Source organism: Oceanimonas doudoroffii (assembly GCF_002242685.1).
GTDB classification, from domain to species: domain Bacteria; phylum Pseudomonadota; class Gammaproteobacteria; order Enterobacterales; family Aeromonadaceae; genus Oceanimonas; species Oceanimonas doudoroffii.
Map to the genome: position 1 here is coordinate 1111333 of NZ_NBIM01000001.1, position 20662 is coordinate 1131994.

Genomic DNA, 20662 nt, shown 5'->3' on the forward strand with positions numbered 1-20662 from the left:
TCTGCACAAAAGCAAAAGGCCTGCTTGCGCAGGCCTTTGAGTGGCATTCACGGGCATGACGAGAGCGAAATTGCGTCCACTCCCGTTACACCGCATCGCCCAGGGGCTTGTCGAGTACCAGGCGAGCCAGCAGCAACCACAGGGCCCACCCCGCCACCAGCAAAATGATAAACAGGAACAACCCGGCCTGAAACCGCTCCAGCATCATGCCGGCAATTACCGGGCCGGTGAGCGAGCCAATGCTGTAGGCAAACATCAGCTTTTGGGTCATGCGCACCAGGGCACGGCCATGCATCTTGCCGCAGGCATAGGACATGGTGGTCGGATACAGGGTAAAGGCGCCCGCGCCCACCAGGGCAAAGGCCAGGATCAGCACACTGTTGCCACCAAATTCCCATACCAGCAGACAACCGCCGCCCACCATCAGGGTCTGCACGCCCATCATGGTGCGCTTGCCCAGCCGGTCGGCCAGGCTGCCATTGGGCAGCTGAAAAGCCATGCCGCACAGAATAAGCCAGGCCATATACAGCCCCACCTCGTCACCCAGGGCCAGCTGCTCCAGTTGAATGGGCATCAGCGCATAAAGGGCGCCCAGGAGCATGCCTGCCACCAGGCAACCGGCCAGCCCCAGGGCCCGGTCGGCACGGGGCGGCTTGCCAGCCATGGCACCATCGGCGGCGCCTTCGGCGTCAAGGTTTGGCGTGCTCGCCCAGCACAGCGGTAACAACGCCGAAGCACAGAGGCCGGCGGCCAGCCAGAAGGCGAGCTGGCTGCTGGCGGGAATCCAGTCAATAAACAGCTGGCTGCCACCGTAACTGAAGTAATACACCAGCATATAACGGGCCATGGCGCTGGAACGACGGTTCAGCGGTGCCACACCCAGCACCCAGCTTTCCACCGCCACAAAGCTGATGGCCGCCGCCATGCCCGCCACCATGCGCAGCACCAACCACACCGGCAACAGGCTGGTCCAGGTCAGCGCCACCGCCGCCAGCGCCAGCGCGGCACTGCACACCACCAGGGCACGCACATGGCCGAGGCGCTGAATGAATTTGTCGGCAAAGAAACTGGCGCCCAGCATGCCCAGGTAAAAGGCCGCCCCCACCAGGCCGATCTGCGCCGCCGGCGCGCCCTGGCCGTTCAAATACACGGCAACCAGGGTCACCAAAAAGGCATTGCCCAGGGTCAGCAGGATTAAATGGGTGTAAAGGGGAACAAGGTGCATGACGCCTCCGAATCAAGAGGCGCGCATTCTAGAAAGCGCCAAATCACAAGTACAACGAGAAAAATTTGTGACTTGGCGAGAAAATTTGATGTTTAACTAATGTTACCGGCCATGTGCCAGAGCATGCCCTGCCCCAGGGTGAGCGCCCCGATAATTAACAGTGCGGCAACGGCGATCACCGGTGGTTTGGTCTGCTCCTTGCGCAACAGTGGCAAGAACCACACCAGGGCACCAATGAGCACGGCGGCACTTACCTGCACAAAGGGCAACACCAGGGATTCAAGGGCCGCTTCGTCAATACCGGCGGCGCGCACCGCCAGTGCCAGCAGCCAGAGCACACCAAAGGCGGAGCCGACCAGGGGCAACAGCACGTTAAAGGCCTGCAGCCGGTGTTTGGCACGCACCATGATAAGGTGGGCAAATACGCAGCCCCCCGCACCCGCCGCCAGCAGTGCCCAGCCCGGGCCCATGCGCCAGCCCACCAGGGCGGCATAGAGCAGCGCCAGCACCAGCGCCGGATAATGCCAGCTCACTCCCAGGCTGCGCTTGCCCTGCATGCGCGCCTGATACAACACGGTGCCCAGGCCCACCGCCAGGGTGGCCCCCCCCAGCCACAGCAGGGAGGCCGGCACGCCCGCCTCCACCCCCAGCATCAACGCCAGGCCAAACACCGCCCATACCGAGATGGCGCCGTCGCCGATGCGCCGGCGCTGGCCGGGGCAGAGATCGCCGTTTTTCAGTACCCACACCAGCAGCGCCAGGGCCGCCACCGCGCTCAGAGCCAGGGGCGCGAACAACCGCGCCGGCAGCAATTCTGTCATGGTTTGCCTCCGTTAAATGTTCAGGGCGCATTCTACCGTTGTCGGCGGGCCAGTGCGACCATACGGGCAAACATGCGCCGCAATTCCACCGGCACCCGCTCGGAGCCGTGGGGCTCAATGGCTTCGACCAGCGCCAGCGCCATGCCCGGCTTGCTGCGCCGGCTCAAGGCCCGTTCGATGATGCGCGACGGCGGGGTATGCTTGTCGAAGATATTGGCTTCCTGGCGGAACACCGGCTCCAGGCCGTTGTGATACATGTAATGCTCAATGTCGGCCCGGGGCAGCACGGTGAGATGATCCCCTTCCCGTTCGCCGCGCAGCATGCTGCGCACCCCCTGAGCGTATTTCTGCCCGGCCTCGTCGCCATCGGTGAGCAGGTGCCAGCCAATGCCGAAGTCCCGCGCCACCTTGATAAGGGGGCTGTGCCCGCACTGGGCAAATTCGATAATGCGCACCCCTTCGGCCGGCAGCACATAGCCGCAAATACGTGCCAGCTCCGACAGCAGCCAGATTTCGGTTTCGCCTTCCACCAATAGCCAGTAACGGGCAAAGAGCGACATGGGCCGGTTGATGCGCACATGAAAGGCAATGCGGCGCATGTCTTCGGCGCTGTAACGCTCGTTGCCCAGGCCAAGGCTGCGGGTTTCGTGCTCCAGCCGCACCAGCCGGCGCAGATGGTTCAAAGGAAAGGCAGACAGCAGATCGCCGGAATTGGTGGTAACCAGCTTCTGGCCGGGAAAACGGTCCAGAATGCCCCAGGTGGCCGCCAGCATGGTGGGGTGCAGCCGGCTTTCCGGATCTTCAATCAGCAGCATGGGCCGGGCGCCGGGCTCGATGGGCCGTCCGCCCCGGGCCTGCAGTATGGTACGGGCCACCGCCGCCAGCGCCAGCGACAGTCCGCTTTCCTCGCCCAGGGGTTGCCAGTCATTGAACTTGCCCAACTGACTTAAGGTGACCGGGTGAATGGCGATGTCCCGGGCCCGGCGTGGCGCCCGGCTGGTGGCGCCCTGTGGTGTGAAATAGTGCTCAAACAGCTGGCGCACCGCGTCCAGCCCGGCCTTGATCTCACCCCGGCTGAGCTCATCTTCCTCCGCCAGCTGATCGCTGAGCCGGCCCAGCAGCTGCTCGTAGTCGCCATTGAGGTTGACGATGGGCAGATCCTGGGGCGCGCCCCGGGAATCCCGCAGCCGGAACACCGGATTCATTTCAATCAGTTGGTGCACCAGGCCGTGGGTGTCGGGCAACGTAATGGGATTACCGGCACCGTCAAGAAACTCGTGGCGGCTGATGACGCCGCCGCTGCCCCGCCGGGCACTGGCGCGGTAATGCACTCGGCTGAAGTGATCCTTGTGGGCCACCCAGACCGGCTCCAGTCGCGCCAGCCGATTGGAATGGCGGCTGACCCCGGGCCTGTGCTCCCGGTAGGTCAGGGTAATGGACAAGGTGGTGGCCGGCTCCCCCTCTTCCACCCGGTAGAAGTCTTCTTCGGCAAAATCGTAGCAGCAGGCGCCCCGGCCCATCAGCCGCCACAGGGCACGAAACAGGCTGGTTTTGCCCCAGGCGTTTTCCCCCATCAGGGCGGTGCTCTGTTCCAGCGGCAGGGAAAGCTGGTTCAGCCCGAGGAAATTGCGAATCTCGACATGCTCAAGATACATGAACGCCGTCCGGATGAATGAGTGAAAAGATCAGCTGCGGTAAAGCACCTTGATCAGATGATAGCCAAAACGGGTTTTCACCGGTCCCTGTACCTTGAGCTCGGGGCCGGTAAACACCGCCTTGTCAAAGGGGCCGACCATATCGCCCTTGTTGAACTCGCCCAGATCGCCGCCCTTTTTGCCGGACGGGCAGATGGAGTGCTTTTTGGCCAGCTTGTGAAAATCAGCGCCCTTGTCGATCTGGGCCTTGAGGGCGAGACATTCGGCTTCGGTTTTTACCAGTATGTGCAGGGCACAGGCACGTTTTGCCATAACGGGTTCTCATTGAAATAAAGCAGTACCTGCAGTGTGCCAAAATGCGGGGATGGACGGAAGGCGTGGAATATTGCAGGCGCCGCTTTGGCGGGTGCAAACCCGCCGGCAACGCCAATGAAAAAGGGCCGGCAGTGCCGGCCCCGTCAACTTAACATGGCGGCGACAAGGCGGCCGCCACTTGTTACGCCACCGCCAGAGCCACGGTGTCGGCGTGGGTCTGTACCAGTTCATCGTGCAGGGCCACCACCGCCTGCTCGTAGAACTCGTCATCCACGATAAACTGCATTTCCACCGCTCGCAGCGACTGATGCACGGCGCGCACCGGCACCTCGGCGCGGTTGAGGGCGCCCACCGAGCGGGCCAACAGGCCGGGAATGCTCATGTCGCTGCCCACCGCCGACACCAGCGACACCTTGTGGGTGTTCACCTCGGCATTGCCGAAACGACGCTGCAGTGAACCGACCAGTCGGCGCACCTGCTTGCGGTTGCCCGCCACATAATAGGTCAGGGTATTGGCGTTCATGTCCTTGGCTACCAGGTTCAGGTGCATCTTGTCGAGCTCGTCGGTAAAACCTTCGGCGTAATGGGACACTCGGCCCACCATGTCCTGATCAAACAACTCCAGCGCAAACAGGTTGCGGCGGCCGGCGACCATTTCCACGCAGGGCGCCGGACTGCGGTAATCGGTGGTGATCAACGTCCCCTCATGATCCGGTTCAAAGGTGTTGCGCACTCTGAGCGGAATATCCTGCTGGCGCAGGCCCTTGGCGGCCTGGGGATGAATGGCCTCCATGCCAAGGTTGGACAGCTGATCGGTCACGTCATAATTGGTGCGGCCGATGGGAATCACCTCGTCCTCACCGGCCAGGCGCGGATCGGCACTGCTCAGGTGATATTCCTTGTGAATAATGGCTTCCCGGGCGCCGCTCAGCACCGCCAGCCGGCTGAAGGTCATTTCGCTGTAACCCCGGTCAAAGCTGCTCATCAGCCCCTCCTTGCAGTGGGCGTAACCGGTCACCACCGGCAGCTGCGAGGACAGATCCACCCGGGCCAGGGCCTGGGTCAGTACATCGTCCAGCGGCAGGGCGTCGTCGGTGCGCCAGCCGGTCAGATCCATCAGAATGGCGTTTACTCCGCTCTGACGCAGATACAGCACCATGTTGTGGGCACTGTGGGCCTCGCCCATGGCCGCCAGCAGCTCTCGTATGGTCTGCAACTGCTCGGCCAGCTGAAACTGGCCAAAGGCACAGACCCGGCGCAGCTGGTGCAGGCAGTCGCGAATGCCGGCAATGCGCTCTTGCAAAAAGGCATCGGCCAGGGCCCGTTCCGGCGTGGCGCCAAACATTTCTTCGTTGATCTGGGCCATGCGCTGGCACACGTTGTCCAGCGCCTGCTCCCAGGCCTGGTCGTCTTCGGCGTCGGCAAAGGTGGCATACACCCCCGGCGCGCCGGTGCGCTTGCACTCCAGCAGGCCGTCGGTAATGCCGCCAAAGGCGGACACCACCAGCATGCGCTGGTAGTAGTTATCGTTATTGCGGTTATACAGCACTATGTTGTCGCGCACCGCCTGATACTGGCTCATGGAGGTGCCGCCGATTTTTTCTACTGTATGTAACACGTTATTGCTCTCCCGTTCCCTGAAATGAATGTTTGAATGGTGTGGAGCGCACATTTTCAGTGGGCCTGGGTCTTTACCGCCCTGCCCAGTGAAAAGGTGCGAAATAATGCCTTGGCAAATCACCGGCGTGGTTACATTCCGCCGGCACGCTTCGGGGAGGCCACTCACCAGTAAAGCCTGCTGCGAACATACTTAATGTTCGGTCAGACTTTACTGATTCGTTACGGCGAGCAAGCTCGCCCCATGGGCGCTCGGCAAATGTATCTGACCGCCATGGATGGCGGGAATGCCAAAAATGCAGGAACAATTATTCGGTCCTGGCATTTGACGGTCGGCTACAGCAATCCCCGCCGATGCTTTGCACAGATGACTTGCCTCAGCCTTCCGCGGTTTCCGTTTCCAGCGGATAAACGCCGTCGGCGTCGTGCACTTCCTTGCCGGTGAGCGGCGGGTTGAACACGCAGGCCAGCTTCATGTCTTCACTGCCACCACGCAGCAGGTGCTCGTCGTGCTGGTCGAGAATGTAGAGGGTGCCCGGCTCAATCTGGTAAATCTTGCCGGTGGCCAGATCCTCGATTTCGCCGTTGCCGCTCATGCAATACACCGACTCCAGGTGGTTCTGGTAGTGAATGTGGGTCTCGGTGTTGGCATAGATGGTGGTGATATGGAACGAAAAGCCCATCTTGTCGTCCTTGAGCAGCATACGGGTGCTTTCCCAGGTGCCGGTCTCGGACTCAACGCGGCGCTCGGTTTTCTCACAGTCGGCAAGCGTACGTACGATCATGATGTTTCCTTTGGTTGTTCGTATTTGACGCCATGGCTCATGCCATGGCGTTGATGGTTCTGACTTCCCGCCTTAGCGGTAATGACTCAGGACGCCTTTTTCAGACGCTTGGCGGCCACGTCGACAATGGCCTGCTCCAGCCAGTCAAGGCCCTGGGTCAGCTCGGCTTCGGTGATGATCAGCGGGCACAGGCACTTGACCACTTCGTCATCGGGGCCGGCGGTTTCAATCACCAGGCCCAGCTCAAAGGCGCGGGAGGTAATGTCGTCGGCAATGTCACCATTAACGCAGGCGATGCCCTGCATCATGCCGCGGCCTTTCACCCGCTCAAACAGCTGCGGGAACTTGTCCACCAGTGTTTGCAGGCGACGGGTCAGCAGCTCGCCCTTGGCGCGCACGCCGGCGGCGAACGCATCGTCCTGCCAGAAGGTTTCCAACGCCTTGCGGGCGGTGATAAAGGCGTGGTTGTTGCCGCGAAAGGTGCCGTTGTGCTCACCCGGTTCCCACTGATCCAGATCCGGACGCAGCAGCACCAGCGCAAAGGGCAGACCCATGCCACTCAGGGACTTGGACAGGGTGATGATGTCGGGCTTGATGCCGGCGGGCTCAAAGCTGAAGAAGGTACCGGTGCGGCCGCAACCGGCCTGAATGTCATCGGCAATCAGCAGAATGTCGTGGGCACGGCAGATTTTCTCCAGGCGCTGCAACCACTTAACAGAGGCGGCGTTCAGGCCACCCTCGCCCTGTACCACTTCAAACAGCACGGCGGCGGGCTTGTCGAGACCACTGGAGTTGTCGTTCAGCATGGTTTCGAACAGCACCAGGCTGTCTTCACCGGTGCCGGCGTAACCGTCATAGGGCAGACGGGTGACGTTGGCCAGCACGGTGCCGGCGCCGCCTCTGTGATGCTGGTTGCCGGTGGCAGCCAGGGCGCCCAGGCTAACGCCATGGAAACCATTGGTAAAGGCCACGATGTTTTCACGGCCGGTGACCTTGCGCGCCAGCTTCATGGCCGCTTCCACCGCGTTGGTGCCGGTGGGGCCGGTGAACTGGGCCACATGATCCAGGCCACGGGGCTTGAGAATGATATTTTGCAGCGCGCTCAGAAACTGCGCCTTGGCGTCGGTGTGCATGTCCAGGCCGTGGGCGATGCCATCATGCTGGATGTACTCGATTAACGCCTCTTTCAGGGCCGGGTGGTTGTGGCCGTAGTTGAGGGTGCCGGCGCCGGCGAGAAAGTCCAGGTAACGCTTGCCGCTGCGATCGTGCAGCCACACGCCTTTGGCCTGGTCAAACACCACCGGAAATGAGCGGGCATAGGTTTGTACACTGGATTCCATTACGTCAAAAATACTCATCACGACTCCTTAAAAGTCCGATTCAAATCGTTAAAAAGCGAAAAAGCTGGGGAGATGGGCTCAGGCGAGCGGAATGCGATAGAGGATCTCGCTTTTGCTGTCGCCGCCGAAGTGGCGCTCCTGATCGAACAGCACATGACGGGTGCCGGCGCCCTCACCTCTGTCCCGGGACAGGCTGTCAAACAGCCCCCATGAAGCGGCGTTGTCGGGCGTAATGGTAGTTTCAATGCGACGTACGCCCTGGCAGGCATCGGCATCAAGCAGGTTGTCGAGCAGGCGGCGGGCCAGTCCCTCTCCGCGGGCGCGTTTATCTATGGCTACCTGCCACACGAACAGGGTGTCTGGCTCGGCGGGCTTGCGGTAGGCAGAGATAAACCCCAGCAGGGAGCCGTCTTCCTCGTCTTCGGCCAACATGCAGGTGTCGGCAAAATGCGAACATTGCAGCAGGTTGCAGTAGGTGGAATTGGTGTCCAGGGGTTTGCAGCGGTCAATCAGCAGATTGACGTTACGACCATCCGTCGCTTTGGGATGTCGCAACACAAGTTGTAGGTCAACTGTAGTATCCATAATTTATGGTTCTAATCACTTTTGGTTAGTGGGCGAATCAAAAAATCCTTTATTAACCTAACAAACCACTAATCAATTGCAAGGCGACCTATATGAAATTAATTTGAACATAACGCTTTTTATACCCTTATGGACTCCCCCCCACCAGCCTCAAACGCCCCTCCCCCAACCCGCCTAAGCCCTTGCCAGTACAGGGCTGTTCCTTCATTTCCAAATGAGCTCCAAATGCTTCCCCACCCCCTTTCTGCGGAACGAAAAAAAATGTCGCGCAACACTCCAGCCGACCAGAAAAAGGGCGACTGACGCCTCCAAAAGCCTCAACGCGCGCCGCCCTTCCACACCCACACGTGCTCCTGCCCAGGCAGATCACCCTTTCTCAAAAAAGGATCACAAGCGCCCTTACTCAACCACCAGGACCGTCGTTAATCACCCTGCCAACAACCGCGCAGGCAACCACGATTTATTCAGGGCCCAAATCAAACAGACCGCAGATGAACCACCAAAAAATACCATTAGGACACTAACCACAACACCGAGACTGGCTTTGCAGCCGATCATTTGAAAGCGAAATATCATCGCGGTATTCTTGGCTCGTTTTCAGCCACTCCCCCAGTCATTAACCGGTACTAACCATGCACAGACTGTTCGCTTTCATACTGATGTTGTGTTGCTCCCTGCCCCTGGCCGCCGCCCCCGAGACCGGCGAGCCCACCGAGGAAGTACGCACTCGGCTTACGCCTCTGATGGAGCGCTATATGCTCGACGAGCTCAAGGCGCTGCGCACCGAAATGGCCCAGTTTCGGGTCAACGTGCAGGAAGAGGTGGTACAAAAAGAGCTGGGAGTGGCCGACAAGGCCATGAGCTACGCCAACGTTACCGTGACCTATTTCTTCTACCTGCTGGCCGGAGCCGCCTCGGTACTGGCCATCGTGGGCTGGCAGTCCCTGCGTGAGCTGAAGAAAACCGCCCGGGATTACGTGGAAACCCAAATGAAGCAGATCACCGATACCTACGAGCGCAAGCTTCGGCAGATTGAGCGCGAACTGCAGCGAAAAACCAAAGTCATTGCGGAGAACTACCGGGAAATTGAACGCTTCCAGGAAGTACACGCGCTCTGGCTGCGGGCCAGCCAGGAGCAAAGCCCTCAGGCCAAGATGGACATTTATGATCAGATTTTGCACATCAAGCCCGGCGATCTCGACGCCCTCACCCACAAGGCCGATGCGGCCCTGATGATGAACGAACGTCAGTGGGCACTGAGCCTGTGCAACCGGGTGATGCAGGTAGATCCGCAAAACGCCCATGCCCTCTATCAGCGCGCCTGTGCCAATGCCGGCATGGGCCATGAAGAGCAGGCCCTGAGCGATCTGGAGCTGGCGGTGGAAAACAACGTGCACTTGCGGCATGTGGCCGCGGAAGACGAAGAATTCGACCCGCTGCGCCAGCATCCGCGCTTTATCGAGCTGACCCTGGACGCCACCGAGCCGGCGTCCTGAGACGGCGGGGCTTGCCTACAAAATTTTCATAAAGTGATTTTTCACGACACGTAAAGAAAATTGATTTTGCGTAGTGGGCACGGGTGCCATACTTTCCGCGAATATCAATGCCCAGTACCTGTAAGAGTGAGAATGCATATGAGCTTTGAGTCAGCCAAGCCGTTTCAGGACTTCACCCACTTTCCGCGCGGGCTGCGTCGTTGCGGCGAGTTCACGGTGGCCGAAGCCCAGCTGCTGGAACAATGCGGCCACGCCATGCTCGGACTGTATACCGGCCAGCGGCCTCCGGTAACCGACGACGAACAACGCTTTATCGAGCAGGTGCAGCAACAGGCTGCCCCTGAGCTGCGCCACGCCAAGGTGTGGATGAAGTACCTCAAGGTGATCGGTCCGCGCCGAGTACACCGGCTGTGCTCACCCATGAGCGGCGGCAGCGACGACGACTACGAGCCGGTGGAAGACAGCGCCGACTGATGCGTTGAAATGCGGGCGGCTTAGCCCGCATTTTGCCGTGCAACGGCAGCCATCCAAGCACCCGGCCGAGTGCCGATGCTGGCGGGTCGCCGGCCCCATATCATTGCCTTAATCATTCCTTTCACCCCTTGGGTTCCCCGCCTGAGTCGCGCATAATGAGCGGCAAACTCAGCCGACAGCAACAGCACCATGAGCGAGCAGGCCCACGCCACCTTCTACTTCTACGACTTTGAAACCGCCGGCGTCAGCCCGGCCAGAGACCGACCGGTACAGTTTGCCGGCATTCGCACCGACGCCGACTTCAATGAAATCGGCGAACCGCAGATGTTTTACTGCCGCCTGCCCGCCGATTACCTGCCCTCGCCGGAGGCCACCCTGATCACCGGCATTACCCCGCAAAAGGCGCAGCAGGACGGCCTGTGTGAAGCCGAGTTTATTGCCCGCATTCACGAGCAGTTCAGCCAGGCCAATACCTGTGTGCTCGGCTACAACAACATACGCTTTGACGACGAAGTCACCCGCTATACCCTGTATCGCAATTTTTACGATCCTTATGGCTGGAGCTGGCAGCAGGGCAATTCCCGCTGGGATCTGCTGGACGTGGTGCGCGCCTTTTACGCTCTGCGCCCCGAGGGCATTCACTGGCCGGAAGACGAAGACGGCAAACCCAGTTTCAAGCTGGAACGGCTGACCCAGGCCAACGGCATTGCTCACGGCCAGGCCCACGACGCCCTGGCCGACGTGCGCGCCACCATCGCCCTGGCCCGGCTGCTGAAACAGGCCCAGCCCAGGCTGTTTGATTATTTGTTTGAGTTGCGCAACAAGCACAAGGTCAAGGCGCTCGTCGACATCATCAATACCAAACCCCTGGTGCATGTCTCAGGCATGTTTTCCGCCTGGCAGGGCTGCGCCAGCTGGGTGGCGCCCCTGGCCTGGCACCCGGACAACGCCAATGCGGTGATTTGTGTCGATCTGACGAAAGACCTCTCGCCCCTGGTGGAGCTGGATGCCGATACCCTGCGCCAGCGGCTGTATACCAAAAAGAGTGAGCTGGGCAGCCTGCCGCCGGTGCCGCTGAAACTGGTGCACATCAACAAGTGCCCGGTGCTGGCCAAGGCGGCGGCGCTGGGTGAGCAACGCGCCGACGAACTCGGCATTGACCGGGCGCAGTGCCGCAAAAGCCTGGATTTGTTGCGTAGGCACCCGGAAATCCGTGAAAAGGTGGAAGCCATTTACCAGCAGACGGCCGGTTTTGAGGGGGACAACGACGTCGACACCGCCCTCTACAGCGGCTTTTTTGGTGACGCCGACAAGGCCGCCATGGCCCTGGTGCGCAACAGCCGGCCCGAAGCCCTGGCCGAGCTGCCGCTGCAGTTCAGCGACGCCCGCCTGCCCGAGTTGTTGTTCCGCTACCGGGCCCGCAACTACCCTCACACCCTCAACGAGCAGGAATGGCAGCGCTGGCGCCTGCACTGCCAGGATCGGCTCTCGGCCGAGGCCGAGCCCTATATGCACCGGCTGGAGCAGCTGGTACTCGACCATCAGGACGATGAACCCAGGCTGGCGCTGCTGCAGGCAGTGGCCCGTTATGTGCAATCCCTGTAAGGTTTGAACATGAAACTCATAAGAGACTTTGCGGTGATCCTTGCCTGCCTGCTGGCCGGCAAGGCCGTGGCCGCCGTGCTGCCCTTTGCCTTTCCCGCCAGCATCATAGGCCTGCTGCTGCTGTTTACCCTGCTGAGCACCCAGCTGGTGCGGCTGGACTGGGTTCACGACGGCGGCCAGTTGATCCTGCGACACATGGCGCTGCTGTTTATTCCGGTGGCCGCCGGCCTGCTCGGTTACGTGGATGTGCTGAGCCAGGGGCTCGGTTTTATTCTGGTGGCCGCCCTCAGTGGTTTGGTGCTGATTTTGCTGCTGGTGGGGCGGCTGTATCAGAGGATGGTGTCGTGATGTTCTGGCTGGCCATTCCCCTCACCGTGGTGTTCTACCTGTTCACCCGCAAGTTGGCGCGGCGGCTGAAAAGCCCCTTGATCAACCCCATCCTGATTCCGGCCCTGCTGATCATCGGGCTGTTGCTGGCCACCGGCCAGGATCCGGCCGATTTTCAGGCTGGTAGCCGGCCGCTCAGCCTGTTGCTGGAGTTGGCGGTGGTGGCCTTTGCCCTGCCACTGTATCAACAGGCGGCCAAAATCCGCAGCCAGCTGCTGCCCATTTTGCTGTGCTGCAGCCTGTCGGTGCTGCTCTCGGTGGGCACCACCCTGCTCATCGGCAGCGTGATCCATGCCAGCCCCGAGCTGATGGCCTCGGTGGCCACCAAGTCCATTACCACGCCGCTGGCCATGAGCGTGAGCGAGGCACTGGGCGGTATTCCCGCCATTGCCGCCGGCCTGGTGATCATCGTGGGCATGATGGGGGCCATTATCGGCTTTCCGCTGATGCGGCTGGCGGGCATTCGCCATCCCGAGGCCCAAGGGCTGGCCATGGGGGCCGGTGCCCACGCCATCGGCACCGGCGCCGCCGCCGAGGTGGGCGCCGCCCAGGGGGCCTTTGCCTCGCTGGCCATGGTGGTGTGCGGCATTGTCACCGCCCTGCTGGCTCCCCCGCTGTTTCACCTCTACCTTTGGCTGACCGGCTGACTCGAGAGGCACAACATGACTCAGACACTTGCGCAGGCATTAACCCAGCGAGGGCTGGCTCGCCCAGTACGGCTAAGCCCGGCAGACCTGGCAACACTCGAACGGGCCACCGGCCTGGCCGACGATGCCCTTGCCCTGGCGCTGCTGAGCCACCTTCAGGCCTGTGCCGTAACGCCGGTGTCGGGCTTTGCCGTGGGCGCCCTCGCCGTGGCCGGCTCGGGGCACTGGTATGCCGGGGCCAACCTGGAATTTGCCGGCCTGCCGCTCAATTTTTCCGTGCACGCCGAGCAGGCCGCCATTGGCCACGCCGCCCTGCACGGAGAAACCCACATTCACCGAATGGTGGTAAGCGCCAGTCCCTGCGGCCACTGCCGGCAGTTTATGCAGGAGCTGAATCAGGATGAACTGACCATAGTGCTGCCCGGTGAACACCACCGGCTGAGCGCACTACTGCCCCATGCCTTTGGTCCGGCGGATCTGGGCCTGGCCGGTGGCATGCTGACCCCGGCACCCGGCACCCTCACCTGTCATGATCGGGATATGGCGCTACAAGCCGCACTGAATGAAGCCAACGCCAGCCATGCCCCTTACAGCAACAATCGCGCCGGCGTGGCCCTGCAGTTGCAGGACGGCCGACTGTGCCGGGGCCGTTACCTGGAAAACGCCGCCTTCAATCCGGGCCTGGGGCCCATGCAGCTGGCCCTGAGCCAGCTGCACCTGCATGGCTATCAACCGCGCCATATTTCCCGGGCGGTGCTGGTGGAAAGCACCGCCGGCATCAGCCAGCATTCCGCTGCCAGTCAGGCACTGGCGTCGGTCAGCCCGGTCGCGCTGACCCACGTGGTAATTTGACACCGATAATAACCAGGAGCACCGCCATGAAACTGTATCTGTTTGATCACTGCCCGTTTTGCGTAAAGGCCATGATGGCCGCCGGCTATGCCGGCCTCAAGGTGGAATATGTCTATCTCGACAACCACGATGTGGCCGCCCGGGAGCGAATGGTGGGCTATAACGCCGTGCCCATTCTGGAAAAGGACGACGGCAGCTTTATGGCGGAAAGCGCCGATATCGTCGAACTACTGATGGATAACAGCAGCAAAACCCTGGCGCCTTCCGCCTTTGACGAGCGAATTAGCCAGTGGCAGGAGCGCTATCAGCAAACCCTGTGGAACCTGATTTTTCCTCGGGATGTACGCCTGCCCCTGCCCGAGTTTGCCAAACCCGAGGCCATTGAGTATTTCACCCGCAACAAAACCGCCATGCTGGGCCACAGCTTTGAACAGGCGCTGCTGGAAACCCCGGCCCACCTGGCCGACATGCGCGCCGCCCTCGCCCGGCTGGACTGGCTGCTGCCGCCTTCTGAGCGGGCCGATAAGCGCCTTGGCTGGGACGATATTCACTTTTTCCCCACCCTGCGTAACCTCACCATGGTGAGCGGCCTGGAATTTGGCACTCGGCTCAACGCCTATCTGGATGAGGTGTCGCAGCTGACCGGAGTGGCCCTGTATCGGGACATGGCTTGCTGAGATAAAGTGCGGCGTTTTGTGTGGAATGTGGGACGTTAAACCTAGAACTGCCTTTGAACGGAGGCAGTTTTTTCACGCATCATAAAGCGGCAACAGACACGGACAAAGCTTATTCGCTGAACGCCTTGCGTCCCATAAAGGAATGGCTCAGGGTGTTGCCGTCCACCAGCTCCAGCTCGCCGCCGATAGGCACGCCGTGGGCGATGCGGCTCACCGACACACCGTGGCGGCGGGCGATATCGGCAATAAAGTAGGCGGTGGCTTCCCCTTCCACCGTGGGATTGGTCGCCAGGATCAGCTCGTCAAAGGACTCGGCGTCAAGCCAGTTTTCCAGTACGTCGAGGCCCAGATCTTCCGGACCCACGCCGTCCAGTGGCGACAGGTGCCCCATCAGCACAAAGTAGCGGCCCTGGTACTGGCCGGTCTGTTCAATGGCCACCACGTCGGCGGGGCTTTCCACCACACACAGCTGACCACTGAGTGCGCGTTTGGGGCTGGCGCAAATGGCACAGATGTCTTCTTCGGTAAAGGTACGGCACTGGCGACAATGGCCAATGTTGTCCAGCGCCTGCTCCAGCACATGAGACAGCTTGCGGCCACCGGCGCGTTGCCGCTCCAGCAGGGCAAAGGCCATGCGCTGGGCCGACTTGGGCCCCACACCCGGCAACACCTGCAGGCTTTTGATCAATTCATCCAGTAACGGGCTGAAACGCATGGCAAGACTCTTGAAGGAAACGAGGAAGGAAAGCGGGAAGCAGTTTGTTGGGATTCGCTTCGCTCATCACCAACCTACAAGTTGCGCAGGTTGGGATGAGGGACGAATCCCAACAAAAGTGTTTAGAACGGCATTTTGAAGCCCGGGGGCAGTTGCATGCCACCGGTGAGCTCGCCCATGCGAGACTTGTTCTGCTCTTCAACCCGGCGCACGGCGTCGTTCACGGCGGCGGCCAGCAGATCTTCCAGCAGCTCCTTGTCGTCTTCCAGCAGGCTGTCGTCCAGCTCAACCCGGCGCACCGAGTGGCTGCCGGTCATGGTGACCTTTACCAGGCCGGCACCGGCCTCACCCACCACTTCCATCTGGGCCAGCTCTTCCTGCAGCTTCTGCATTTTTTCCTGCATCTGCTGGGCCTGTTTCATGATATTGCCAAGTCCACCTTTACCAAACATAGGTTGTCACTCTTAATTGATGGGTTGATAGGTCAACGCTCAGGGCGCCATGGGCTCGATGCTGTCGGCATCCAGCTCGGCGGCAAAGCGCGAGATAAGGAATTGTACCGCATCATCGGCTTCAATTTCATCTTTGGCACGTTCCCGTGCCGCCTGATACAGCTGCTGCTCCACCTCCGCCGGGGTTAAGCCGCGCTCACCCAATGACACCTTCAACTCGATATCACGCCCCGTGTGGGCCCGGATCAGGCTTTCCAGCTCGGACCGGGTCTTGTCACTCAGCAGGTGCTTGTGCTCGGGCCGCAACCACAGTTGCCACTGATCCTGATGCCGCTCCAACGTGCTGTGCATGGCCAACTGACGCAGCAGGCCGCCCGGGGCCAGCACCGCCACCAGCCTGGCCCAGTCGTCTTCGGCCTGCGGCAACAACTGGGATGGCCTGAGTGGCTCGGGGCCGCCTTTACTCGCCCAGCTTGCCCTGGGTACTGTCGGGGCCACGGTTGCCTGAGGTACCGGTTCGGCGCGCATCGGCGCCTGGGCCGGCCGCAATGGTGCACTCGGTGGCGCGACGGGGGCGGCCTGAGATGGCCGCCGAGGGGCCGGCTCGCCTTCCGGCTCCCAGGGCGGCACATCGTTGTCGTCCCAGGGCATGTCGCTGTAGGCATCCAGGGGCGGCAAGTCGTTTTGCGGCTGGCCTCCGGGCTGGTTTTGCGGAGCCGGCACACCAGCCACGGTAACCGGCGCCGGTTTGGACTCGGGGGCAGCGGCTGGTGCAACAAACCGCACAGGCGTCGCCGCGGCGGCGGGGGCCGGGCGCTCCGGCGCGGTGCGGGGTTTGGGCGCCGGGGCCGGCGTGCTCTCGCTGCGCTCCTGGCTCAACAACCGATTGCGGGTTTGCAACAAACGGCGAATGCGTGCCGCCTGCTCGGCGGCTTCATCCACCGGTGGCGCCTCGGGCTCGAAAGACGCTGCCTCGGACGCCGCCGTTTCAGGCTCGGCCGGGGCAACCTTGAGCACAGCCGGTTCAGGCTCGGCCGGTTTGATGCCAGTTTCGACCTGGGCCCTGACCGGAGGGCGGGCGGGCACATCGGCCTGCGCTGGCTCGACAACCGGCGCGCCTGCGGTTTCAACCGAGGCAACATCCTTGCCCATCCGTACCGCTTCCTGCCAGATTTCCGCCTGCTCCTGTTCGAGTTTGGCGGTCATGGCCTCGTCGTCACTGGCTGCCGGCGCGGCCACCGGCTCAGGCTTTTTTAACGGAACAGGCTCCGGCCGGCTAACCGGCGCCGCCACGGTGGCAGGCTGGGTGACAGTGGCGCTTTGCGGGGCAAAGGCCAGGGTGCGCAGCAGGGTCATTTCCAGTGCCGAGCGGCCGTCGGGAGCAAAGGGCAGATCCTTACGGCCCTGCAGACAAACCTGGTAATACAGCTGGATCTGATCCGGGCTCACCAGGGGGGCCAGCCGGTTCAGCTCGTCGGCATGGGGCAGGCCCTGGGCCGGCACCACCTGGGCCAGTGCCAGCTGGTGCCAGAAGGCAATCAGTTCTTTATGCACATGATCGTAGTCGGGCCCGGCGCTCGCCAGCTCTGCCACTCGAGCCAGCAGGGCGGCACCGTCACCGGCCAGCACGGCTTCCACCAATGCCAGCAGCTGCTCCCGGTTGAGGTTGCCGAGCATGCGCTCCACCTCGGCAAGCTTCAGGCTGCCATTGCCAAAGGCCAGGGCCTGATCGGTGAGGCTGAGGGCATCCCGCAGGCTGCCATCGGCGGCCCGGGCCAGGCTGGCGGCGGCTTCGGGTTCAAACTCAAGTTGCTCCTGCTGCAGAATGTGCTGCAGCTGGTGGGCTATCTGGTCCGGCTCCAGGCTTTTCAGGTGAAACTGCAGGCAGCGGGACAAAATGGTAATGGGCAGCTTTTGCGGATCCGTGGTGGCCAGCAAAAACTTTACATGGGGCGGCGGCTCTTCCAGGGTCTTGAGCAGGGCGTTAAAGCTGTGCCGGGACAGCATGTGCACCTCATCGATGAGATACACCTTGAACCGCCCCCGCGCCGGCTGATACTGCACGTTATCGAGCAGTTCGCGAGTGTCTTCCACCTTGGTCCGGCTGGCAGCGTCGATCTCCAGCAGATCGACAAAACGCCCCTGCTCGATTTCCCGGCAGCTGTCGCACTGGCCACAGGGGTCTGCCGTAATGCCGGTGTCGCAGTTCAGCGCCTTGGCCAGCAGCCGGGCAATGGAGGTTTTGCCCACACCCCGAGTGCCGCTGAACAGATAGGCGTGATGCAGCCGCCCCTGGGCCAGGGCGTTGACCAGGGCGGTGAGCACATGCTGTTGCCCCACAACCTCGCCAAAACGACGCGGGCGCCACTTGCGGGCCAGAACCTGATAACTCATGGGCTCAGTGACCGTCGAACTCAACCAGGCTGGTCACACGCACGCCCAGCTTGTTCAGCCGCTGAATGCCGCCCAGGGCCGGCAGGCCAATCACAAAGGCCGCGTCCTGCACCTCGCCGCCGCAGCGGCGCACCAGCTTGACCGCCGCTTCCACGGTGCCGCCGGTAGCCAGCAGATCGTCGATGATCAGCACCTTTTCACCGGGCACAATGGAGTCGGCGTGAATTTGCAACTTGTCGGAGCCGTATTCCAGCTCATAGGGGACTTCCACCACTTCCCGGGGCAATTTACCCGGTTTGCGGGCCGGCACAAAGCCTACACCCAGGGCCGCCGCCACCGGCGCGCCAAAAATAAAGCCCCGTGCCTCGGTGCCCAACACCTTGCGCACTCCTGAATGCCGGTAGTGCTCAACCAGGGTTTCTATGGTCAGGCGAAAGGCTTCGCCGTTTTCCACCAGGCCAGTGATGTCACGAAATACAATGCCGGGTTTGGGGTAATCGGGAATGGAAGTGATGCTGTCCGCAATCAGCTCGAGGGTGTCTTGTTTCATGGAATTAGGCTGCCTCGTCGTGCCCGGCGCGATGGCGGGCATGGCATTGAATTAAAAATAAAAGCGCCCGCTAGCTTAGGGCCTCGTCTGCTCCATTGCAACCATGGGCCGCTCGGGCACCGTCGGCAGCCGCAGCATCCACCAGGCAAGGGCAATAAAGGTAAGCAGCAACAAGGCGCGCACCCACCAGACCGGCACCAGATAAATCGACAGCGTAAAACTGGCCGCCATCAGCCACAGGGCCCGGCGACGCACATGGGGACGCAGCCCCCGGTGGGTTTGCCAGTCCCGTATCATGCCGCCAAACCAGGGGTGGTTCACCAGCCAGGCATGCACGCGGGGAGACGACCTGCCAAAGCAGAAAGCAGAAAGCAGCACAAAGGGCGTGGTGGGCAACACCGGCAAAAAGGCACCCAGTATTCCCAACCCCAATGATATGCCGCCAAGCAGCGCAAATAACATACGCATGGCGTGCTCCCGCACATAAAAACGTTACCGGCACTATAGCAAAATTCGTTTGCAAAAACCGGACCCGGCATGGGTGACATGACCGTTATTGACACCGGCTTCACGCTTTGCGCGCGAGGCTGTACACTGCCCGCTTTTATTCGTTGTAATCATTGCCCATGCGCCTGACTCTGGCCCCGATGGAAGGGGTGCTCGACCATTTAATGCGGGATCTGCTGACTCGCCTCAACCCCTTTGACCTGTGTGTGACCGAGTTTATACGGGTAGTGGATATGCGCCTGCCACCCCGCGTGTTTTACCGCCTGTGCCCCGAGCTGCATGACGGCTGCAAAACCCCGGCGGGCACGCCGGTACGCATTCAATTGCTGGGCCAGGAGCCCGACTGGCTGGCGGAAAACGCCGAGCAGGCCTGCCGCCTGGGCGCCGAGGGCATCGATCTCAACTTTGGCTGCCCGGCCAAAACCGTGAACAAGCACAGGGGCGGCGCCGCCCTGCTGGCCGACAGCGAGCAGCTTTACCGTATTGGCAAGGCGGTGCGCGCCGCCGTGCCTGCCCATTTGCCGGTAAGCGCCAAGATTCGCCTCGGACTGGAAGAACGAGACAGCTACCTGGAAAACAGCCAGGCCCTGGCGGAAGCCGGCATCAGCGAGCTGGCAGTGCACGCCCGTAGCAAAAAGGATGGCTATCGTCCTCCCGCCTACTGGCCGCTGGTGGCGGAAATAAAACAACGGCTCGCCATTCCGGTGACAGTGAACGGGGAGATCTGGAATGCCGCCCAGGCCGCTCAGGCACAGGCGCAAAGCGGCTGCGACCATGTGATGCTGGGCCGAGGAGCCCTGGCCCTGCCCAACCTGGCACAGACCATCAAGACCGGTGCCGCCCCCATGGGCTGGACCGAGGTGGTTGAACTGCTGCTGGATTACTCGGCGCTGGAAGTGGAAGGCAACAAGGCGGTGTATTATCCCAATCGCATCAAGCAATGGCTGAATTACCTCAAGCTGCAATATTCAGAAGCCCGGGAGCTGTTCGCCGCCATACGCACCCTGAAGCACACCGACGAGATTCGAGCGGTGCTGGAAGAGGCAAGGACTAACGTATAAGCAGTATCGGTGCTCGAGCGCCGATGCTTAGCACTTCATTCCCTTGATTTGCATCATGATATTAACAAATGGCCACTTTTATACTGGCCGGCATATTCCGCCGACTGGATATCATGATGCACAGCAATATCACCGAGAACGAGCTGGAGCAGCGACTGCAGGCGGTGGCCAACGACCACCGCCTGCACTTTATGCTCGCCCTGCAACGGCTGGACGCCAGCCTTGCCGCCCAACTGCAACGCCTGCCTCCGGATGAATGGGCCGACTCCCCAGCCCTGGTGGCCTGGCCCCAACTGCAACCCCAGATTAATAACCTGCGTAGCGTGGATGCCGCCCTGTGCCAGTGGCAGCTGGGCCTCTATGGCCTGTGCAGCGACTGTGAAGCCCAGCTGATGCCGGCACAACTGCTGGCCGACCCCTGCCGGCAACGCTGCGAGCGCTGTGAAGCGAAATATCAGAAAGCGCAGCATGGCAGCTGGACACTGTAACTCTGTGAGGTGTG

Annotated in this window: 22 protein-coding genes; 9 read left to right on the forward strand and 13 right to left on the reverse strand. The window is 61.4% G+C overall.

The features are described from left to right. Window positions 1-85: 85 nt before the first annotated feature. From B6S08_RS05120 to ectA, 8 genes are all read right to left on the reverse strand, one after another. Entirely contained in the window at window positions 86-1225 is a 1140-nt protein-coding gene (locus tag B6S08_RS05120) for an MFS transporter (protein ID WP_094199665.1), read from the reverse strand. Window positions 1226-1317: 92 nt separating this feature from the next. Beyond that, window positions 1318-2046 (reverse strand): hypothetical protein, encoded by a 729-nt coding sequence (locus B6S08_RS05125; protein WP_094199666.1) that lies wholly within the window; start codon window positions 2044-2046, stop codon window positions 1318-1320. A 32-nt stretch (window positions 2047-2078) separates the two neighbouring features. Continuing rightward, on the reverse strand, window positions 2079-3701 hold the full coding sequence (locus tag B6S08_RS05130) for a DUF2813 domain-containing protein (RefSeq protein ID WP_094199667.1): 1623 nt from the start codon (window positions 3699-3701) through the stop codon (window positions 2079-2081). Between the two features lie 30 nt (window positions 3702-3731). Next, window positions 3732-4013, reverse strand: coding sequence for a peptidylprolyl isomerase PpiC (ppiC, locus tag B6S08_RS05135; RefSeq protein ID WP_094199668.1), 282 nt, complete (start codon window positions 4011-4013; stop codon window positions 3732-3734). A gap of 184 nt (window positions 4014-4197) precedes the next feature. After that, a complete protein-coding gene (locus B6S08_RS05140) occupies window positions 4198-5634 on the reverse strand; it encodes an aspartate kinase (protein WP_245849815.1) in 1437 nt (478 codons plus the stop codon). A 376-nt stretch (window positions 5635-6010) separates the two neighbouring features. After that, on the reverse strand, window positions 6011-6418 hold the full coding sequence (locus B6S08_RS05145; RefSeq protein ID WP_094199670.1) for an ectoine synthase: 408 nt from the start codon (window positions 6416-6418) through the stop codon (window positions 6011-6013). Between the two features lie 86 nt (window positions 6419-6504). Then, window positions 6505-7776, reverse strand: a complete 1272-nt coding sequence (gene ectB / locus B6S08_RS05150; protein ID WP_094199671.1) for a diaminobutyrate--2-oxoglutarate transaminase — start codon at window positions 7774-7776, stop codon at window positions 6505-6507. A 60-nt stretch (window positions 7777-7836) separates the two neighbouring features. Next, the gene (ectA, locus tag B6S08_RS05155) at window positions 7837-8316 is read right to left on the reverse strand and encodes a diaminobutyrate acetyltransferase (RefSeq protein WP_245849816.1); all 480 of its coding nucleotides are present in this window, start codon (window positions 8314-8316) and stop codon (window positions 7837-7839) included. 659 nt (window positions 8317-8975) lie between these two features. Here ectA and B6S08_RS05160 point away from each other — a divergent pair. From B6S08_RS05160 to grxB, 7 genes are all read left to right on the forward strand, one after another. Beyond that, window positions 8976-9839, forward strand: a complete 864-nt coding sequence (locus tag B6S08_RS05160) for a tetratricopeptide repeat protein (RefSeq protein WP_094199673.1) — start codon at window positions 8976-8978, stop codon at window positions 9837-9839. A gap of 138 nt (window positions 9840-9977) precedes the next feature. After that, window positions 9978-10313 (forward strand): MaoP family protein, encoded by a 336-nt coding sequence (locus B6S08_RS05165; RefSeq protein WP_094199674.1) that lies wholly within the window; start codon window positions 9978-9980, stop codon window positions 10311-10313. A gap of 189 nt (window positions 10314-10502) precedes the next feature. Next, a complete protein-coding gene (gene sbcB / locus B6S08_RS05170) occupies window positions 10503-11918 on the forward strand; it encodes an exodeoxyribonuclease I (RefSeq protein ID WP_094199675.1) in 1416 nt (471 codons plus the stop codon). 9 nt (window positions 11919-11927) lie between these two features. Then, on the forward strand, window positions 11928-12266 hold the full coding sequence (locus B6S08_RS05175) for a CidA/LrgA family protein (RefSeq protein WP_094199676.1): 339 nt from the start codon (window positions 11928-11930) through the stop codon (window positions 12264-12266). Further along, a complete protein-coding gene (locus B6S08_RS05180) occupies window positions 12263-12952 on the forward strand; it encodes an LrgB family protein (RefSeq protein ID WP_094199677.1) in 690 nt (229 codons plus the stop codon). Before B6S08_RS05175 ends, B6S08_RS05180 begins: the two co-directional genes overlap by 4 nt. A 15-nt stretch (window positions 12953-12967) precedes the next feature. Beyond that, entirely contained in the window at window positions 12968-13804 is an 837-nt protein-coding gene (gene cdd, locus B6S08_RS05185) for a cytidine deaminase (protein WP_094199678.1), read from the forward strand. A 26-nt stretch (window positions 13805-13830) separates the two neighbouring features. Then, window positions 13831-14481, forward strand: coding sequence for a glutaredoxin 2 (gene grxB, locus B6S08_RS05190; RefSeq protein WP_094199679.1), 651 nt, complete (start codon window positions 13831-13833; stop codon window positions 14479-14481). Between the two features lie 109 nt (window positions 14482-14590). On the opposite strand, the gene recR is transcribed toward grxB, so the two are convergent. From recR to B6S08_RS05215, 5 genes are all read right to left on the reverse strand, one after another. Beyond that, window positions 14591-15196 (reverse strand): recombination mediator RecR, encoded by a 606-nt coding sequence (recR, locus tag B6S08_RS05195; RefSeq protein ID WP_094199680.1) that lies wholly within the window; start codon window positions 15194-15196, stop codon window positions 14591-14593. A gap of 122 nt (window positions 15197-15318) precedes the next feature. Further along, window positions 15319-15648, reverse strand: coding sequence for a YbaB/EbfC family nucleoid-associated protein (locus B6S08_RS05200; RefSeq protein WP_094199681.1), 330 nt, complete (start codon window positions 15646-15648; stop codon window positions 15319-15321). 39 nt (window positions 15649-15687) lie between these two features. Beyond that, on the reverse strand, window positions 15688-18042 hold the full coding sequence (dnaX, locus tag B6S08_RS05205; RefSeq protein ID WP_094199682.1) for a DNA polymerase III subunit gamma/tau: 2355 nt from the start codon (window positions 18040-18042) through the stop codon (window positions 15688-15690). A 4-nt stretch (window positions 18043-18046) separates the two neighbouring features. Further along, on the reverse strand, window positions 18047-18592 hold the full coding sequence (apt, locus tag B6S08_RS05210) for an adenine phosphoribosyltransferase (RefSeq protein WP_094199683.1): 546 nt from the start codon (window positions 18590-18592) through the stop codon (window positions 18047-18049). 75 nt (window positions 18593-18667) lie between these two features. Next, window positions 18668-19060: a YbaN family protein gene (locus tag B6S08_RS05215; protein ID WP_094199684.1), complete on the reverse strand. Its 393-nt coding sequence runs from the start codon at window positions 19058-19060 to the stop codon at window positions 18668-18670. A 158-nt stretch (window positions 19061-19218) separates the two neighbouring features. On the opposite strand from B6S08_RS05215, the gene dusC reads away from it, so the two are divergent. Both dusC and B6S08_RS05225 read left to right on the forward strand, forming a co-directional pair. Then, the gene (gene dusC, locus B6S08_RS05220) at window positions 19219-20160 is read left to right on the forward strand and encodes a tRNA dihydrouridine(16) synthase DusC (protein ID WP_094199685.1); all 942 of its coding nucleotides are present in this window, start codon (window positions 19219-19221) and stop codon (window positions 20158-20160) included. 68 nt (window positions 20161-20228) lie between these two features. Continuing rightward, window positions 20229-20648 (forward strand): TraR/DksA C4-type zinc finger protein, encoded by a 420-nt coding sequence (locus B6S08_RS05225; RefSeq protein WP_245849817.1) that lies wholly within the window; start codon window positions 20229-20231, stop codon window positions 20646-20648. The last annotated feature ends 14 nt before the right edge of the window (window positions 20649-20662 follow it).

Bases quoted from the DNA above. Each gene is read 5' to 3' on its own strand.
- B6S08_RS05120 (WP_094199665.1), bottom strand. From the start codon at position 1,225: ATGCACCTTGTTCCCCTTTACACCCATTTAATCCTGCTGACCCTGGGC.
- B6S08_RS05125 (WP_094199666.1), bottom strand. From the start codon at position 2,046: ATGACAGAATTGCTGCCGGCGCGGTTGTTCGCGCCCCTGGCTCTGAGC.
- B6S08_RS05130 (WP_094199667.1), bottom strand. From the start codon at position 3,701: ATGTATCTTGAGCATGTCGAGATTCGCAATTTCCTCGGGCTGAACCAG.
- ppiC (WP_094199668.1), bottom strand. From the start codon at position 4,013: ATGGCAAAACGTGCCTGTGCCCTGCACATACTGGTAAAAACCGAAGCC.
- B6S08_RS05145 (WP_094199670.1), bottom strand. From the start codon at position 6,418: ATGATCGTACGTACGCTTGCCGACTGTGAGAAAACCGAGCGCCGCGTT.
- ectB (WP_094199671.1), bottom strand. From the start codon at position 7,776: ATGAGTATTTTTGACGTAATGGAATCCAGTGTACAAACCTATGCCCGC.
- B6S08_RS05160 (WP_094199673.1), top strand. From the start codon at position 8,976: ATGCACAGACTGTTCGCTTTCATACTGATGTTGTGTTGCTCCCTGCCC.
- B6S08_RS05165 (WP_094199674.1), top strand. From the start codon at position 9,978: ATGAGCTTTGAGTCAGCCAAGCCGTTTCAGGACTTCACCCACTTTCCG.
- sbcB (WP_094199675.1), top strand. From the start codon at position 10,503: ATGAGCGAGCAGGCCCACGCCACCTTCTACTTCTACGACTTTGAAACC.
- B6S08_RS05175 (WP_094199676.1), top strand. From the start codon at position 11,928: ATGAAACTCATAAGAGACTTTGCGGTGATCCTTGCCTGCCTGCTGGCC.
- cdd (WP_094199678.1), top strand. From the start codon at position 12,968: ATGACTCAGACACTTGCGCAGGCATTAACCCAGCGAGGGCTGGCTCGC.
- grxB (WP_094199679.1), top strand. From the start codon at position 13,831: ATGAAACTGTATCTGTTTGATCACTGCCCGTTTTGCGTAAAGGCCATG.
- recR (WP_094199680.1), bottom strand. From the start codon at position 15,196: ATGCGTTTCAGCCCGTTACTGGATGAATTGATCAAAAGCCTGCAGGTG.
- B6S08_RS05200 (WP_094199681.1), bottom strand. From the start codon at position 15,648: ATGTTTGGTAAAGGTGGACTTGGCAATATCATGAAACAGGCCCAGCAG.
- dnaX (WP_094199682.1), bottom strand. From the start codon at position 18,042: ATGAGTTATCAGGTTCTGGCCCGCAAGTGGCGCCCGCGTCGTTTTGGC.
- apt (WP_094199683.1), bottom strand. From the start codon at position 18,592: ATGAAACAAGACACCCTCGAGCTGATTGCGGACAGCATCACTTCCATT.
- B6S08_RS05215 (WP_094199684.1), bottom strand. From the start codon at position 19,060: ATGCGTATGTTATTTGCGCTGCTTGGCGGCATATCATTGGGGTTGGGA.
- dusC (WP_094199685.1), top strand. From the start codon at position 19,219: ATGCGCCTGACTCTGGCCCCGATGGAAGGGGTGCTCGACCATTTAATG.
- B6S08_RS05225 (WP_245849817.1), top strand. From the start codon at position 20,229: ATGGCCACTTTTATACTGGCCGGCATATTCCGCCGACTGGATATCATG.